This window comes from Streptomyces sp. NRRL S-920 (genome assembly GCF_000717945.1).
Lineage (GTDB): Bacteria > Actinomycetota > Actinomycetes > Streptomycetales > Streptomycetaceae > Streptomyces > Streptomyces alboniger.
The window spans coordinates 125,251-141,548 of the sequence record NZ_JODF01000021.1 but is presented as its reverse complement, the minus strand read 5'-3'; the positions used below and the strand labels follow the sequence as shown (position 1 = coordinate 141,548).

Sequence of the window (16,298 nt, the reverse complement as noted above, 5' to 3'; positions counted from 1 at the left end):
CCTTCAAAGGCCCGTCATCGACCTCCCCCTGCCCACACCTCGCTCCGAGGAGAACGAATGATCAACACCGACTCCCAATCGAGTGAAGTGCAGAGAAGGTTCATCCTGCGGAACAGGGTGATCGCCGCGCTGACCCGAGGGACGGTGGTGGTGGAGGCCGCCTACCGCAGCGGGGCTCTGGCCACCGCCCGCTGCGCCCAGGAGCTGGGCCGCTTCGCCATGGGGGTGCCGGGGCCCGCGACCAGCGGCCTCTCCGCGGGTGTGCACGAACTGCTGCGGGGCGACGGCGTCCTGGTGACCGACGCCGCGGAAGTGGTCGAGCTGGTCGGTGACATGGGTGAGCTGGCCCCCGAGCGGCGGGGGCCCGTCGTGCCGCGTGACCTGCTCGCCCCGGGGGCGGCCCGGGTCCTGGCCGCGCTGCCCGCACGGACGCGGGCGACGGCGCGGGACATCGCCGTCGGCGCGGGGACGACCGAGGACGACGCGGTAGGGCGCCTGTACGAACTTCAGTCGTTGGGGTTCGTCGAACGACACGGCGATGGCTGGCAGTTGACACGCCAGGCGTACCGGGCGGTCTTCGCCGCTGGAGGTGAATCGTGACCGAGCGTGTTGCGCCGGACGGATGACGCCCGACAGCCTTGGGAAATCGCGCAGTTGATACGGCGGCGTCGTCACGCAGTGCGACGATCCCGACTCCGCGGGAGGCCCAGCGGAACGTATCTGCGCACGCGCGACCCCCTAGTCTTCGCACACTGCGACGCTTCAGTCACGCTACGCTCACAAGGATTCCGACGCGGACAGGCAACCAGACGGACAACCTCATTCACTTCACGCACACCCCCCACCGCATGGACGCGAGCGGCACCCGCGAAATCGCCGCATCGCGCGACCTCACCGACCCACACGACCTCACCAATTCACGGCAGAACGGCTCAAGGCGACGCATGACCCAGCACACCTCAGGGTCCGACCGGGCGGCGGTTCCCCCCGCCACCCGTAGCGGCGAGCGGGAGCGGCCTCCCGCCCCCTCGTCGCTGGACGAGTTGTGGCGGTCGTACAAGGCGACGGGCGACGGACGGCTGCGGGAGCAGCTGATCCTGCACTACTCACCCCTGGTGAAGTACGTCGCGGGCCGGGTGAGTGTGGGGCTGCCGCCCAATGTGGAGCAGGCGGACTTCGTCTCGTCCGGGGTGTTCGGGCTGATCGACGCGATCGAGAAGTTCGACATCGAGCGGGAGATCAAGTTCGAGACCTATGCCATCACGCGCATTCGCGGGGCGATGATCGACGAGCTGCGGGCGCTCGACTGGATCCCGCGCTCCGTGCGGCAGAAGGCGCGCAACGTCGAGCGCGCCTACACCACCCTGGAGGCGCAGCTGCGGCGTACTCCCTCGGAGGGCGAGGTCGCCGCCGAGATGGGGATCGCGCTGGAGGAACTGCACGCCGTTTTCAGCCAGTTGTCCCTGGCGAACGTGGTGGCGCTCGAAGAGTTGCTGCACGTCGGCGGTGACGGCGGTGACCGGCTGAGCCTCATGGACACGCTGGAGGACCACGCGGCGGACAACCCCGTGGAGGTTGCCGAGGACCGGGAGCTGCGCAGGCTGCTCGCGCGGGCGATCAACACGCTGCCCGAGCGTGAGAAGACCGTCGTGACGCTCTACTACTACGAGGGACTCACGCTCGCCGAGATCGGCAACGTACTCGGTGTGACCGAGAGCCGGGTGAGTCAGATCCACACGAAGTCGGTGTTGCAGCTGCGGGCGAAGCTGGCCAGTTTTGGCCGCTGACGCCGCGCGTCCGGCCAGCTGAATCGTCCCTGCCCGATGCATATGCGCACGCATATGCGCCCGGCAGTGACTCCCGTGCGGGGCGTCCCGTCCGTAAAGTGGAGCCGTGCCAAGGATTCGAGCGGCCTCTGTGGCCGAGCACCGGTCGATGCAGCGCGGGGCCCTGCTGGACGCCGCGCGGTCCCTGTTGTCCGAAGGCGGCACGGAGGCGTTGACCTTCCCCGCCCTCGCCGAGCGCACCGGGCTCGCCCGGTCGTCCGTGTATGAGTACTTCCGGTCGCGGGCCGCCGTGGTCGAAGAGCTGTGCGAGGTCGACTTTCCCGTCTGGGCCGCGGAGGTCGCGGCGGCGATGCGGGGGGCGCGGTCGCCCGAGGGCCAGGTCGAGGCGTACGTGCGGCGGCAGCTGGCCCTGGTGGGGGACCGGCGTCACCGCGCCGTGGTCGCCATCTCCGCCAGTGAGCTGGACGCGGGGGCCAGAGAGAAGATCCGGGCGGCGCACGGCGGGCTCATCGCGATGATCGTCGAGGCGCTCGAGGCGCTGGGGCACGAGCAGCCCCGGATGGCGGCGATGCTGCTCCAGGGGATCGTGGACGCGGCGGTGCGGCGGATCGAGCTGGGGGCCGCGGAGGATCCCGCCGCCATCACGGAGGCCGCGGTCTCGATGGCTCTGCGCGGGGTGCGCGGCTGAGGTCCGAGGGGCTTTTGGGGTGCCGCTCATGGCGTCGGTGGGGCGGTCAGTGGGAGCAGGCGGGACGGGCCGGGGCGCAGTAGCCACGGTGGCAGCAGGGTCAGGGGGTCCAGATAGGTCCCGGCTCTGCGCAGGCCCCAGTGGAGACAGGCCTCGGGGTCATCGGGGATACCGGGGGCCTCGGGGCAGTGGCCCGTCGGAGCTTCCAGGGTGCCCACCTGCTCGCCCGCGGAGACCCGGGTGCCCTTCTTGAGCGTGGCCCGCACCGGCTCGTACGTCGTGCGCAGCGGGGGGTCCCCGCTCCCGTCCAGCTCCACCGAGACCACGCCTCTGCCCGCCACCCGGCCCGCGAAGGAGACCCGGCCCGGCGCCACCGCCAGCACCGGGCTGCCCGGCGGCGCCGACAGGTCCACGCCCCGGTGGCCCGCGCCGTACGCGGTCGAGGGCGGATCCCAGGCGCGTACGACCGCGGGGCGCTCACCCGCACGGGCGCCCACCGGCCAGGTCGTGGCCACGGGGGTCGGGGGCGGGGGTGGAGCCGGGCTCGGGGGTGGGTTCAGGGCGGTCGCCAGCAGTGCGGCCAGCGTCGTCAGGAGCATTTCCAGGCGCATGGCAGAACCGTCCCGCACCCCGGCGTCCCGTGGGGATCATGGTCCGGATCCGTGGAGTACCGGCCGGTTGTGGACAACGCCGTCACTCTCAGGGGTGGTGGGGCGAGCGGCTCCGTCACCAGGTCACGGGTAGCGGCGTCATCCGGCGCCCCGCGGGTCCCGTACACTTCTTGTGGCGATCCGGGTCACCGGGTCGACTTCGCACGCCCCGACATCTGGCCCTCACAGGCCGGTGTCAGCGCCCCTCGGTCCCTAGGTCTCTAGTGGCAAGGCGCACAGCGGGCGTCAGGCGCGAGTGCCGTCCGGCACACGCGGCACAACCGAGAATCTCAAGGAGAACGGCCATGGCCGTCGTCACGATGCGGGAGCTGCTGGAAAGCGGCGTCCACTTCGGTCACCAGACCCGTCGCTGGAACCCGAAGATGAAGCGCTTCATCTTCACCGAGCGCAACGGCATCTACATCATCGACCTGCTCCAGTCGCTGTCGTACATCGACCGCGCCTACGAGTTCGTCAAGGAGACCGTCGCCCACGGCGGCACGGTCATGTTCGTCGGCACGAAGAAGCAGGCGCAGGAGGCCATCGCCGAGCAGGCGACCCGCGTCGGCATGCCCTACGTGAACCAGCGCTGGCTGGGCGGCATGCTCACCAACTTCTCGACCGTCTACAAGCGTCTCCAGCGCCTCAAGGAGCTGGAGCAGATCGACTTCGAGGACGTCGCCGCCTCCGGTCTCACCAAGAAGGAGCTTCTCGTGCTCTCGCGCGAGAAGGCCAAGCTGGAGAAGACCCTCGGTGGTATCCGCGAGATGTCCAAGGTGCCCAGCGCCGTCTGGATCGTGGACACCAAGAAGGAGCACATCGCGGTCGGTGAGGCCCGGAAGCTCAACATCCCGGTCGTCGCCATCCTCGACACCAACTGCGACCCCGACGAGGTCGACTACAAGATCCCCGGCAACGACGACGCGATCCGCTCCGTCACGCTGCTCACCCGCGTGATCGCCGACGCTGTCGCCGAGGGCCTCATCGCCCGTTCCGGCGTCGCCACCGGTGACTCGAAGCCGGGCGAGAAGGCCGCCGGCGAGCCGCTCGCCGAGTGGGAGCGCGACCTGCTCGAGGGCGACAAGAAGGCCGACGAGCCGAAGGCCGAGGAGCCGAAGGCCGCCGACGCCGAGGCCGAGGCAGAGGTCCAGAAGTCCGCCGAGACGGAGAAGGCCGCCGACGCCGAGCAGGCCGAGGCGCCCGCCGCCGCCGCGGACGCCGAGCAGGCCTGACCTCACAGGTTCGGTAGTTGACGGCGGGGGCCCGATCGGCCCCCGCCGTTCACCCGTAGACCTCCGTAGATCTTTCAGACTTCGAGAGAGAATTTCGATCATGGCGAACTACACCGCCGCTGACGTCAAGAAGCTCCGTGAGCTCACGGGCGCCGGCATGATGGACTGCAAGAAGGCGCTCGACGAGGCCGAGGGCAGCGTCGACAAGGCCGTCGAGGCGCTCCGCATCAAGGGCCAGAAGGGCGTCGCCAAGCGCGAGGGCCGCTCCGCCGAGAACGGCGCCGTGGTCTCCCTCATCGCCGACGACAACACCTCCGGTGTCATCGTCGAGCTGAAGTGCGAGACGGACTTCGTCGCCAAGGGTGAGAAGTTCCAGGCCGTGGCGAACAACCTCGCCGCCCACATCGCCAAGACCTCCCCGGCCGACATCGAGGCGCTGCTCGCCTCCGAGATCGAGGCCGGCAAGACCGTCCAGGCGTACGTCGACGAGGCCAACGCCAACCTCGGCGAGAAGATCGTCCTGGACCGCTTCGCGCAGTTCTCCGGCGCCTACGTCTCCGCGTACATGCACCGCACCATGCCCGACCTGCCCCCGCAGATCGGTGTCCTGGTCGAGCTGGACAAGGCCGACGCCGAGGTCGCCAAGGGCATCGCGCAGCACATCGCCGCCTTCGCGCCGAAGTACCTCTCCCGCGAGGACGTCCCGGCCGAGGTCGTCGAGACCGAGCGTCGCGTCGCCGAGGAGACCACCCGCGCCGAGGGCAAGCCCGAGGCCGCCCTCCCGAAGATCGTCGAGGGTCGCGTCAACGGCTTCTTCAAGGAGGCCACCCTCCTCGGCCAGCCGTACGCGCTGGACAACAAGAAGTCGGTCGAGAAGGTTCTCGCCGAGGCCGGTGTCACCCTGAAGCGCTTCTCGCGCATCAAGGTCGGCATCTGAGTCCGTACCGCGATCGACGGTAGACCCCGCTAGGGTCGACAGCGGTCGCCCGCGTGGGGAGCCCCCGACAGGGAGCCCCCGCGCGACGTACGACCGCAGGATCTGACGAGGAGGCCACTGCCGAGCATGGGATGCGAACAACACCCCACCGGCAGTGGCCTTCTTCGTATGTGTGTCAAGTAAGAGAAGCGAGAACACCATGACCACCAAGGCCGACTCGAAGAGTGACGACGGCAAAGTTGCCGGACGCTTCCTGCTGAAGCTCTCCGGCGAGGCGTTCGCCGGCGGGGGCGGCCTCGGGGTCGACCCCGACGTGGTGCACGCCATCGCGCGCGAGATCGCGGCCGTGGTCCGCGACGGCGCCCAGATCGCCGTCGTCATCGGCGGCGGCAACTTCTTCCGCGGTGCCGAACTCCAGCAGCGCGGCATGGACCGGGCCCGCTCGGACTACATGGGCATGCTCGGCACGGTCATGAACTGCCTGGCCCTCCAGGACTTCCTGGAGAAGGAGGGCATCGACTGCCGCGTCCAGACCGCCATCACCATGGGGCAGGTCGCGGAGCCGTACATCCCGCTGCGCGCCGTGCGCCACCTGGAGAAGGGCCGCGTGGTCATCTTCGGCGCCGGTATGGGCATGCCGTACTTCTCCACCGACACCACCGCCGCGCAGCGCGCCCTGGAGATCGACGCCGAGGCGCTGCTCATGGGCAAGAACGGCGTGGACGGCGTCTATGACTCCGACCCGAAGACCAACCCCGACGCGGTGAAGTTCGACGCCCTCGGCTACGGCGAGGTCATCACGCGCGACCTCAAGGTCGCCGACATGACCGCCATCACGCTGTGCCGGGACAACAAGCTGCCCATCCTCGTCTTCGAGCTGCTCTCCGAAGGCAATATCGCCCGGGCCGTCAAGGGTGAGAAGATCGGCACTCTCGTGGGCGACCAGGGAAGCCGGGCCTGACCCCGAGGACCTGGGCCGCTCTCAAGAGACGGACGCGAGACGTCACTTGAGAGGGATGGACAAAGCCCTGCCGGTCGGACACCGTGCAGGAAAGACACGCGACGCAGCCGGCCGCCCTGTGCTAGCCGGGCCTACTCAAGACACGCAGGAGCAAGTGGTGATCGAAGAGACCCTCCTCGAGGCCGAGGAGAAGATGGAGAAGGCCGTCGTGGTCGCCAAGGAGGACTTCGCCGCGATCCGCACCGGCCGTGCGCACCCGGCGATGTTCAACAAGATCGTGGCGGACTACTACGGTGCACTGACGCCGATCAACCAGCTGGCCTCGTTCTCGGTGCCCGAGCCGCGGATGGCCGTGGTGACCCCGTTCGACAAGAGCGCGCTGCGCAACATCGAACAGGCGATCCGCGACTCCGACCTCGGCGTCAACCCGAGCAACGACGGGAACATCATCCGGGTGACGTTCCCCGAGCTGACGCAGGACCGCCGCAAGGAGTACATCAAGGTCGCCAAGACCAAGGCCGAGGACTCCAAGATCTCGATCCGCTCCATCCGCCGCAAGGCCAAGGAAGCCATCGACAAGGCCGTCAAGGACGGCGACATCGGTGAGGACGAGGGCCGCCGCGCCGAGAAGGAGCTGGACGACACCACGGCGAAGTACGTCACCCAGGTGGACGAGCTGCTCAAGCACAAGGAAGCCGAGCTGCTCGAAGTCTGAGGCTCGAGTCCTAGGAATCAGGAATCCGATCCGTGAACGACTCTTCCTGGGGGGCGCCGCCCAGAGCCGGGTACTGGGGGCCTCCCGACCAGGGATCTGGTCAGGGGGCGCCCCCGGCAGGTCCCGCGTACGATGCGCAGGACGCGCTGCTTCCGCCCGAGACGCAGCCGATGCCCATCGTGCCCGACACCCCCGCGCCCCCGCAGGAGCCCATGCCCAGCGCACCACAGCCCGCCCCGGCAGCGCCGCGCCCTCCGCAGAAGAAGAGCGCGGGTCGTGATCTCGGCGCGGCCATAGGAGTCGGTGTGGGACTCGGCGCGGTCATCATCGCGTCGCTCTTCATCGTCAAGGCCGCCTTCATCGGCGTCATAGCGGTCGCCGTCGTGGTCGGCCTCTGGGAGCTGACCTCCCGGCTCGACGAGCGCAAGGACATCAAGGCCCCGCTGGTGCCGCTCGCGGTGGGCGGCACGGCGATGGTCGTCGCCGGGTACGTCCGGGGGGCCGAGGGCGCGTGGGTGGCGATGGCGCTCACCGCGCTCGCGGTCCTGGTCTGGCGTATGACCGAGCCTCCCGAGGGCTACCTGAAGGACGTCACGGCAGGCGTCTTCGCGGCCTTCTACGTCCCCTTCCTCGCGACGTTCGTGGCGCTGATGCTCACCGCGGACGACGGACCGTGGCGGGTGCTCACGTTCCTGCTGCTGACCGTGGTCAGCGACACCGGGGCGTACGCGATCGGCTGGCGCTTCGGCAAGCACAAGCTGGCGCCGCGCATCAGCCCCGGCAAGACCCGCGAGGGCCTGCTCGGCGCGGTCACGTTCGCGATGGCCGCGGGCGCGCTGTGCATGGAGTTCCTGATCGACGGCGGCACGTGGTGGCAGGGCCTGCTGATCGGTCTCGCGGTCGCGGCGAGCGCCACGCTCGGTGACCTCGGCGAGTCGATGATCAAGCGGGACCTCGGCATCAAGGACATGGGTACGCTGCTGCCGGGCCACGGCGGCATCATGGACCGGCTCGACTCCCTGCTGCCGACGGCGCCGGTGGTCTGGCTTCTGCTCGTGGTCTTCGTCGGGTCCGCCTGACCGACCGCACGGCCCGACCGCACGGCCGTCCGTATGGTCCTTGCTTAACCTTCTGACCTGCGCGTATGTGCGTAAGGGGCTCGTTGTCCACAGGGCGGCGGGCCCCTTGGCGTATGTCTGCGACACTGGAAGGACCATGCCTGTACCCGGAGAACTCACCTTCGTCGCGCCCCGCGGAGCCAAGAAGCCCCCGCGGCATCTCGCCGACCTCACGCCCGCCGAGCGCAAGGAAGCCGTCGCCGCCACCGGCGAGAAGCCGTTCCGCGCCAAGCAGCTCTCGCAGCACTACTTCGCGCGCTACGCCCACGACCCGGCGGAGTGGACCGACATCCCCGCCGGTGCGCGCGACAAGCTCCGGGAAGCGCTGCTGCCCGACCTGATGTCCGTGGTGCGGCACATCAGCTGCGACGACGACACCACGCGCAAGACGCTGTGGCGGCTCTTCGACGGCACGCTCGTCGAGTCGGTGCTCATGCGCTACCCCGACCGGGTCACCATGTGCATCAGCTCCCAGGCGGGCTGCGGCATGAACTGCCCGTTCTGCGCCACGGGCCAGGCCGGCCTCGACCGGAACCTGTCGACGGCCGAGATCGTGCACCAGATCGTCGACGGCATGCGGGCGCTCAGGGACGGCGAGATCCCCGGCGGGCCCGCGCGTCTGTCCAACATCGTCTTCATGGGCATGGGCGAGCCGCTGGCCAACTACAACCGCGTGACCGGCGCCATCCGCCGTCTCACCGACCCGGAGCCGGACGGCCTCGGGCTCTCGCAGCGCGGGATCACGGTGTCGACGGTCGGGCTCGTGCCCGCCATCCACCGGTTCTCCGACGAGGGCTTCAAGTGCCGCCTCGCGATCTCGCTGCACGCCCCGGACGACGACCTGCGCGACACCCTCGTGCCGGTCAACACCAAGTGGAAGGTGCGGGAGGTGCTTGACGCCGGCTGGGAGTACGCGGCCAAGTCCGGGCGCCGCCTCTCCATCGAGTACGCGCTGATCCGCGACATCAACGACCACGCGTGGCGCGGTGACCGCCTCGGCCGGCTGCTCAAGGGCAAGCCGGTGCACGTGAACCTCATTCCGCTGAACCCGACGCCGGGATCGAAGTGGACGGCCTCGCGGCCCGAGGACGAGAAGGCGTTCGTGGAGGCCATCGCCGCCCACGGGGTGCCGGTGACCATCCGGGACACCCGGGGCCAGGAGATCGACGGGGCGTGCGGTCAGCTCGCGGCCGCCGAGAGGTAGTCTGGCGGTCGTGCGCCTCGTACATGCGATCGCGTACTGCTCGTACACACATCTGCATATTCCGACAGGGGAGCGCCACAGCGCTGAGAGTGCGGCACCTTGGACAGGTGGGCCGCAGACCCTCTGAACCTCGCCCAGGTCATTCTGGGTAGGAAGTTCGGGCACGACTCAAGCTGTTGCGCCCTGCTCGCGGGCTTTCGCCGGCGGGCAGGGCCGCGTCTCTTCCTGGTCTCCCAGGAGGACATTCCAGTGAGCACCAAGAAGGTCACGTTCACCGCCGTCGCGGTGGGCATCGGGCTCGTCGCCGTCTCGGCGTGCGGCGGCTCCGACAGCGATTCCACGAAGGACGGCTCCAAGAGCGTCACGCTGATCAGCCACGACTCCTTCAACGTCTCCAAGGACGTACTGAAGGACTTCGAGAAGCGCTCGGGGTACAAGGTCACCGTCCTCAAGGACGGTGACGCGGGCGCCGCCGTGAACAAGGCGGTCCTCTCGAAGTACAACCCGCAGGGCGACGTCTTCTTCGGCGTCGACAACACGCTGCTCTCCCGCGCGCTCGACCACGGGCTCTTCCAGTCGTACGAGGCCAAGGGCTCGGACAGGATCAAGCCCGAGTTCCGCGTCGACGGGGGCAAGCACCGGGTGACGCCCGTGGACAGCGGCGACATCTGCGTGAACTACGACAAGAAGTACTTCGCCGACAAGAAGCTGGCGCCGCCGAAGTCCTTCGACGACCTCCTCAAGCCGCAGTACAAGAACCTGCTGGTCACCGAGAACGCCGCGACCTCGTCGCCCGGACTCGGCTTCCTGCTCGGCACCGCCGCGAAGTACGGCGACAAGGGCTGGGAGAGCTACTGGAAGAAGCTCGACGCCAACGGCGTGAAGGTCGTCGACGGCTGGGAGCAGGCCTACAACGAGGAGTTCTCCGGCTCCGCGGGCGGCAAGAAGGCCAAGGGCGACCGGCCGCTCGTCGTCTCCTACGCCTCCTCCCCGCCGGTCGAGGTGCTCTACGGCAAGCCGCAGCCGAAGCAGGCGCCGACCGGCGTCGCGACCGGCACGTGCTTCCGCCAGGTCGAGTACGCGGGTCTGCTGAGCAACGCCAGGAACCCCGAGGGCGGCAAGGCGCTCCTCGACTTCCTCGCGAGCGCGAAGTTCCAGCAGGACATGCCGCTGAACATGTTCGTGAACCCGGTGCGCGAGGGCGTCGAGCTGCCCGAGCTGTTCACGAAGCACGGGGTGAGGGTCGCCGCGCCCCAGACCATGGCCCCGAAGAAGATCGCCGACAACCGCGAGCCGTGGATCAAGTCGTGGACCTCGCTCGTACGGAAGTGACGAAGTCCCGCTCCCGCGCGGGCTTCGGTCGCGGAAGCGCGGCGCGGCTCGGTCTGATGGCCCTGCCCGTCGCGTTCTTCGCGGTCTTCTTCGCCTACCCGGTCTCGGCGATCGTCGCGCGCGGCCTGCACATCGGCGGGGTCTGGCGGTTCGGGCGGGTCGCGGAGGTGCTCGGGCAGTCCGACATCCGCCATGTCCTGTGGTTCACGACCTGGCAGGCGCTCGCCTCGACCGCGCTCACGCTGCTGATCGCGCTCCCCGGCGCGTATGTCTTCGCGCGCTTCGACTTCCCCGGCAAGCAGGTGCTGAGGGCCGTCGTGACCGTGCCGTTCGTGCTGCCGACGGTCGTCGTCGGCACGGCCTTCCTCGCGCTGATCGGGCGGGGAGGGCTCGTCGACGAGCTGTGGGGCGTGCGCCTGGACACCACCGTGTGGGCGATCCTGCTCGCGCACGTGTTCTTCAACTACGCGGTGGTCGTCCGCACGGTCGGCGGGCTCTGGTCGCAGCTCGACCCGCGGCAGGAGGAGGCCGCGCGGATGCTCGGCGCCTCGCGCTGGACGGCGTGGCGGACCGTGACGCTGCCCGCGCTCGGGCCGGCCGTGGCGGCCGCCGCGCTCATGGTCTTCCTCTTCACCTTCACCTCCTTCGGTGTCGTGCAGATCCTGGGCGGGCCCGCGTACTCGACGCTCGAAGTGGAGATCTACCGGCAGACCGCTCAGCTCCTCGACCTGCCGACGGCCGCCGTGCTGACGGTCGTGCAGTTCGCGGCGGTCGGCCTGATCCTGGCGGTCCACGCGTGGACGGTGCGGCGGCGCGAGAGCGCGCTGAAGCTGGTCGACGCCTCGGCCGTGGCACGCCGCCCGCACGGGGCGGGGCAGTGGTCGCTGCTCGGACTGGTCATGGCCACGGTCGTGCTGCTGATCCTGCTGCCGCTCGGGGTGCTGATCCAGCGTTCCTTCGACGGTCCGGACGGCTTCGGCCTCCTGTACTTCAGAGAGCTGACCTCGGCGGAGGGCGGCGCCTTCCTCGTACCGCCGATCGAGGCGGTCTGGAATTCCCTGCACTACGCGATCGTGGCGACGGCCATCGCGGTCGTCATCGGCGGGCTCGCGGCCGCCGCCCTGACCCGGAGAGCCGGTCATCTCGTACGCGGGTTCGACGCGCTGCTTATGCTGCCGCTCGGGGTGTCGGCGGTGACCGTCGGCTTCGGGTTCCTCATCACGCTGGACGAGCCGCCGCTCGATCTGCGGGCCTCCTGGATCCTGGTGCCGCTCGCCCAGGCGCTGGTCGGCGTGCCCTTCGTCGTACGCACCATGCTGCCCGTCCTGCGCGCTGTCGACGGGCGGCTGCGCGAGGCGGCGGCGGTGCTCGGCGCCTCGCCGCTGCGGGCGTGGCGGGAGGTCGACCTGCCGATGGTGCGGCGGGCGCTGCTGATCGCCGCCGGGTTCGCCTTCGCCGTCTCGCTCGGCGAGTTCGGGGCGACCGTCTTCATCGCGCGGCCCGACAACCCGACCCTGCCGGTCGCCGTGGCGCGGCTGCTCGGACGCGCCGGGGACCTCAACTACGGGCAGGCGATGGCCCTCTCGACGATCCTCATGGTGGTGTGCGCGGTGTCGCTGCTGCTTTTGGAACGCATCCGTACCGACCGCACCTCGGGAGAGTTCTGATGGGCCCGCAGCCAATTCCGGCCGCCTTGCTGCGCCTGCGTGAGGCGACCGTCCGTTTCGGGGCGCGGGCCGTGCTCGACTCCGTGGACCTGGAGGTCGCCGAGCATGAGATCGTCTGTGTGCTCGGGCCGAGCGGCAGCGGCAAGTCGACGCTGCTGCGCGCGGTCGCCGGGCTCCAGTCGCTCGACGCGGGGCGGATCGAACTCGGTGGGCGCGACCAGCGCGGGGTGCCCGCGCACAAGCGGGGCGTCGGCCTGATGTTCCAGGACCACCAGCTCTTCCCGCAGCGCGATGTGGCGGGCAATGTCGCCTTCGGGCTGCGCATGCATGGCGCCTCGCGGAGCGAACAGGCCGACCGGGTCGCCGAGTTGCTCGAACTCGTCGGGCTGCCGAAGGCGCAGCGGCGCGCGGTCGCCTCCCTCTCCGGGGGTGAGCAGCAGCGGGTGGCGCTCGCCCGGGCCCTCGCGCCCCGGCCCCGGCTGCTGATGCTGGACGAGCCGCTCGGCCAGCTCGACCGCTCGCTGCGGGAGCGGCTCGTCGTCGAACTGCGGGAACTCTTCGACGAGCTGGGTACGACCGTGCTCGCCGTCACGCACGACCAGGGCGAGGCCTTCGCGCTCGCCGACCGGGTCGTCGTGATGCGGGACGGGCGGATCGCCCAGTCCGGCACGCCGCTTGAGGTGTGGCAGCGCCCTGTGGACGAGTTCGTCGCGCGGTTCCTCGGCTTCGACAACATCGTCGGGGCGACGGTCACCGGTGAGGCGGCCGACACGGTGTGGGGCAAGATCCCCGTGCCGACGGGTACTCCCGCGGGGCGGTGCGAGGTCCTGGTGCGGCCCGCCGGGGTGCGGCTCGTCACCGCCCAAGAGGGGCTGCCGTGCACGGTGACGGCGCGCACGTTCCGCGGCACCCATGTCGCCGTGCACCTCCAGCCCGAGGACGGACCGCGGCTGGAGGCGGCGTGCGCGCTGCGCCGGGCGCCCGAGGTCGGGGAGACGGTGGGGATCGCCTTCGACGCGGGGGATGTGGTCGTCCTCGGGGAGGCGGGCGGGGCCGCGCCGGAAACGCGGGTGCGGCAGGAGCCCAAGTCGATCTAGCGTTCGGCTCATGACGACCTTGAGCCACGACCGCTACTGCGCCGAAGTCACCACGCAGATCGACCTCTTGAGAGCCACACTGCGCGGAGCGGACCTCTCCGTCACCGTGCCGACCTGCCCCGACTGGACGCTGTCGCAGCTCGCCCGGCACATGGGCGGCGCGGTGCGCTGGAGCGAGCGGCTGGTCGCCACGCGCGCCGAGCGGAACATCCCGGACGAGGACGTCCCGGACGTCCGGGGGCCCGAGAGTGACGACCCTGCCACTCTCGACAGGTGGCTCGCCGACACCGCGGCGCTCGGCGAGCGGACGTTCCGCGCGGCGGGCGCCGACGCCCGGGCGTGGTCGTGGGCGGGTGACCACACCGCCGGTTTCTGGGCCCGCCGCATGACGCACGAGCTGGCGATCCACCGCGCGGACGCCGCGATCGCCGCCGGTGTCGCGTACGAGGTGGCCCCGGACGTCGCCGCCGACGCGATCGACGAATGGCTCGACCTCGTACGGCTGATGCAGCGCACCCGCCCCGAGGACAGCGCGTCGGAACTCAAGGGCGGCGGGCGCTCCCTCCATCTGCACGCGACCGACGCGCCGACCGGGCTGAACGCCGAGTGGCTCATCGAGTTCGGCGAGGACGGCTTCACCTGGCGACGCGGGCACGCCAAGGCGACGGTCGCGCTGCGCGGCCCGCTCACCGAGGTGCTGCTCGCCTTCTACCGGCGGCGATCGCTGGACGCCGGGCGGGTGGAGGTCATGGGGGAGCGGGAGCTGCTGGACTTCTGGCTGGAGCGGGCAACCTTCGGATGACGGGGGCACTCCCGCGTTCAACGCCGAGCTGACGGGCGCACTCCCGGGTTCAACGCCGAGCTGACGCGGGCGCCCTCACGAGCCCCAGCTCGTACGCGAGGATCACCGCCTGCGCCCGGTCGCGCAGCCCCCTCTTCGTGAAGAGGCGGTTGATGTGGGTCTTCACGGTGTGGTCGCTGATCGTGAGGCGGTCGGCGATCTCCGCGTTCGACAGCCCCTGCGCGATGAGGACGAGCACTTCGGCCTCGCGGGCCGTCAGCCCTTCGACGCCGCCCGTCAAAGCGGGCGGCGCGGCGGCCCGCTGACGCGTGAACTCCGCGACGAGCCGCTTGGTGACCTCGGGCGACAGCAGCGCGTTGCCGGCCGCCACGACCCGTACCGCGTGCAGCAGCTCGGGGAACGTGGCGTCCTTGAGCAGGAACCCGGAAACCCCGGCGGTCAGCGCGTCGTACACGTACTCGTCGAGTCCGAACGTCGTCAGCATCAGCGCCTTCGTCGCGCCGCCGGACGCGGCGAGGATCTCGCGGGCCGCGTCGATGCCGTTCTTGTGCGGCATACGAATGTCGAGGAGGACCAGGTCCGGGCGGTGCTCGGCGGCGAGGCGGACGGCCTGGGCGCCGTCCTCCGCCTCGGCGACCACCTGGATGTCGTCCTGGGTGTTCAAAAGGTTCACGAATCCGGTGCGGACGACGGCCTGGTCGTCGGCCACGAGAGTTCTGATCACGCCCGATGCTTCCCTTCCCGGGAGGTCGAGTACCGCTGTGGACAGGAGAGTTCCGCTGTCACCAAGGGAGTTCCGCCTCCACGCGGAAGCCGCCGGTGCGGCCCGCGCCCGCGGTGAGGCTGCCGCCGACCAGGGACGCGCGCTCACGCATGCCGGTGAGGCCGTGGCCGCTCGCGCCGCCGCCGGACGGCGGCGGGCCGGGGCCGTCGTCGCTCACGCGGAGCGCCAACCGGTCCTCGCGGTAGTCCAGCTCGACGGTCGCACGGGCGCCGGGAGCGTGCTTGCGCGCGTTCGTCAGCGACTCCTGCACGATGCGGTACGCCGACAGCTCCCACACCGCGGCCAGCGGCACCCGCTCCCCGCTGACCCGCAGATCCACGCTGCCGCCCACCGCGCGGTGCTGGTCGAGCAGCTCGTCGAGGTGGGCGAGGGTGGGCTGCGGGGCGGTCGCCGCGGCCTCCTCGTGCTGCGGGGTGCGCAGGACGCCGAGGAGGCGGCGCAGTTCGGACATGGAGGCGCGGGCCGTCCCCGCGATCTGCTGGAAGCCCTCGCGGGCCCGCGGGGTCAGATCCGGCGTCGTGTACGTCGCGCTCTCCGCCTGCACGGCGATCATCGACACCGAGTGCGAGACGATGTCGTGCAGCTCGCGGGCGATCGCGGCACGCTCGGCCTCGGCCGCCTGTCTGCGCTCCATGGCGATCAACTGGTCCTGGGCCAGCGCCCGTTCGCGCCGCGTCTCCTCGCGGGCCCGTACCGCGTCCCCCATGCTGACGGCGCCGAGGATCACCGCGCACAGGCCGAATGCCTCGGCGAACAGACCGAGCGAGCCCGCGTTGCCGAGCGGCGGCACATCGGGCAGCCGGTCGTCGCGGGCCCAGCTGAGAATGTGCCAGAGGTTCGCCGCGAGGGCGCCGAGCGCGCCGCCCGCCACCAGCAGCGCCGGGTGCAGCACGCGATGCCGGGCGAGGACGTAACAGCCCACGAGCCCGCTGACCATCACGGCGATGGACAGGGACGTGTCGGCGCCGAAGCTCAGCAGCCCCGCCGCCACGGTCACCAGGGCCACCGGCGGAAAGGTCCGGCGCCACATCAGGGAGGCCGTGGAGACCAGGATCGCGGTCGTGTTGGTCACCGAGCCGTGGAATGCCACGAGTTCGGCGGCCGCGCCCGCGGTCAGAGCGGCACCGGTGACCCACGGGTAGGCGGGGGCGGCCGTCAGGGCGCGCAGGCGGCGGCGCAGGGTGGTCGTGCTCATGCCCCGATTGTCGCGGGCCGCGCGGGGCGGGGGCGTCGGCGTCAGGGTGGAGGCGGAAGCCGCATGTCATGCCACGGGTTGACCCGGCTTTCCGGAGCCCGGGGCGACGCGCCGCACGCCGCGGGTTCC

The 16,298-nt window shown here is 70.5% G+C and carries 16 protein-coding genes and 1 riboswitch; of the genes, 13 read left to right on the top strand and 3 right to left on the bottom strand.

The window, feature by feature from the left end; all coding sequences use genetic code 11:
- From IG54_RS0117885 to IG54_RS0117875, 3 genes are all read left to right on the top strand, one after another.
- Positions 1-600, top strand: a 600-nt coding sequence (locus IG54_RS0117885; RefSeq protein WP_199809550.1) for a DNA-processing protein DprA, incomplete at its 5' end; no start/stop codon positions are given.
- Positions 601-944: 344 nt separating this feature from the next.
- Entirely contained in the window at positions 945-1,787 is an 843-nt protein-coding gene (gene whiG / locus IG54_RS0117880) for an RNA polymerase sigma factor WhiG (protein ID WP_030784668.1), read from the top strand.
- Positions 1,788-1,917: 130 nt separating this feature from the next.
- On the top strand, positions 1,918-2,475 hold the full coding sequence (locus IG54_RS0117875) for a TetR/AcrR family transcriptional regulator (protein ID WP_030784663.1): 558 nt from the start codon (positions 1,918-1,920) through the stop codon (positions 2,473-2,475).
- 26 nt (positions 2,476-2,501) lie between these two features.
- Here the strand turns inward: IG54_RS0117875 and IG54_RS0117870 are convergent, their stop codons facing one another.
- Entirely contained in the window at positions 2,502-3,086 is a 585-nt protein-coding gene (locus IG54_RS0117870; RefSeq protein WP_051819601.1) for a M23 family metallopeptidase, read from the bottom strand.
- A 344-nt stretch (positions 3,087-3,430) separates the two neighbouring features.
- On the opposite strand from IG54_RS0117870, the gene rpsB reads away from it, so the two are divergent.
- From rpsB to IG54_RS0117820, 10 genes are all read left to right on the top strand, one after another.
- Positions 3,431-4,357: a 30S ribosomal protein S2 gene (rpsB, locus tag IG54_RS0117865; protein WP_030784656.1), complete on the top strand. Its 927-nt coding sequence runs from the start codon at positions 3,431-3,433 to the stop codon at positions 4,355-4,357.
- A 100-nt stretch (positions 4,358-4,457) separates the two neighbouring features.
- On the top strand, positions 4,458-5,294 hold the full coding sequence (tsf, locus tag IG54_RS0117860; protein ID WP_030784653.1) for a translation elongation factor Ts: 837 nt from the start codon (positions 4,458-4,460) through the stop codon (positions 5,292-5,294).
- 199 nt (positions 5,295-5,493) lie between these two features.
- Positions 5,494-6,255 (top strand): UMP kinase, encoded by a 762-nt coding sequence (pyrH, locus tag IG54_RS0117855; protein ID WP_030784645.1) that lies wholly within the window; start codon positions 5,494-5,496, stop codon positions 6,253-6,255.
- A gap of 157 nt (positions 6,256-6,412) precedes the next feature.
- Positions 6,413-6,970 carry a ribosome recycling factor gene (frr, locus tag IG54_RS0117850; RefSeq protein WP_030784640.1) on the top strand — a complete coding sequence of 186 codons (558 nt, stop codon included), beginning with the start codon at positions 6,413-6,415 and terminating at the stop codon, positions 6,968-6,970.
- Positions 6,971-7,002: 32 nt separating this feature from the next.
- Positions 7,003-8,049, top strand: coding sequence for a phosphatidate cytidylyltransferase (locus IG54_RS0117845; protein WP_078594214.1), 1,047 nt, complete (start codon positions 7,003-7,005; stop codon positions 8,047-8,049).
- A gap of 136 nt (positions 8,050-8,185) precedes the next feature.
- Positions 8,186-9,292: a 23S rRNA (adenine(2503)-C(2))-methyltransferase RlmN gene (gene rlmN / locus IG54_RS0117840; RefSeq protein ID WP_030784635.1), complete on the top strand. Its 1,107-nt coding sequence runs from the start codon at positions 8,186-8,188 to the stop codon at positions 9,290-9,292.
- 56 nt (positions 9,293-9,348) lie between these two features.
- Positions 9,349-9,465, top strand: a riboswitch (TPP riboswitch).
- A gap of 76 nt (positions 9,466-9,541) precedes the next feature.
- Complete coding sequence (locus IG54_RS0117835; protein WP_030784634.1) at positions 9,542-10,624, top strand: thiamine ABC transporter substrate-binding protein; 1,083 nt, start codon at positions 9,542-9,544, stop codon at positions 10,622-10,624.
- A complete protein-coding gene (locus IG54_RS0117830; protein ID WP_078594213.1) occupies positions 10,600-12,291 on the top strand; it encodes an ABC transporter permease in 1,692 nt (563 codons plus the stop codon). The genes IG54_RS0117835 and IG54_RS0117830 overlap by 25 nt, the downstream gene beginning before the upstream one ends.
- A 14-nt stretch (positions 12,292-12,305) precedes the next feature.
- Positions 12,306-13,388 carry an ABC transporter ATP-binding protein gene (locus tag IG54_RS0117825; RefSeq protein WP_106977031.1) on the top strand — a complete coding sequence of 361 codons (1,083 nt, stop codon included), beginning with the start codon at positions 12,306-12,308 and terminating at the stop codon, positions 13,386-13,388.
- A 10-nt stretch (positions 13,389-13,398) separates the two neighbouring features.
- On the top strand, positions 13,399-14,190 hold the full coding sequence (locus IG54_RS0117820) for a maleylpyruvate isomerase family mycothiol-dependent enzyme (RefSeq protein ID WP_030784622.1): 792 nt from the start codon (positions 13,399-13,401) through the stop codon (positions 14,188-14,190).
- A gap of 49 nt (positions 14,191-14,239) precedes the next feature.
- Here the strand turns inward: IG54_RS0117820 and IG54_RS0117815 are convergent, their stop codons facing one another.
- Together IG54_RS0117815 and IG54_RS0117810 are read right to left on the bottom strand one after the other, a co-directional pair.
- A complete protein-coding gene (locus tag IG54_RS0117815; protein WP_030784619.1) occupies positions 14,240-14,914 on the bottom strand; it encodes a response regulator in 675 nt (224 codons plus the stop codon).
- A gap of 58 nt (positions 14,915-14,972) precedes the next feature.
- A complete protein-coding gene (locus tag IG54_RS0117810; RefSeq protein ID WP_030784616.1) occupies positions 14,973-16,169 on the bottom strand; it encodes a sensor histidine kinase in 1,197 nt (398 codons plus the stop codon).
- Between the last annotated feature and the right edge of the window lie 129 nt (positions 16,170-16,298).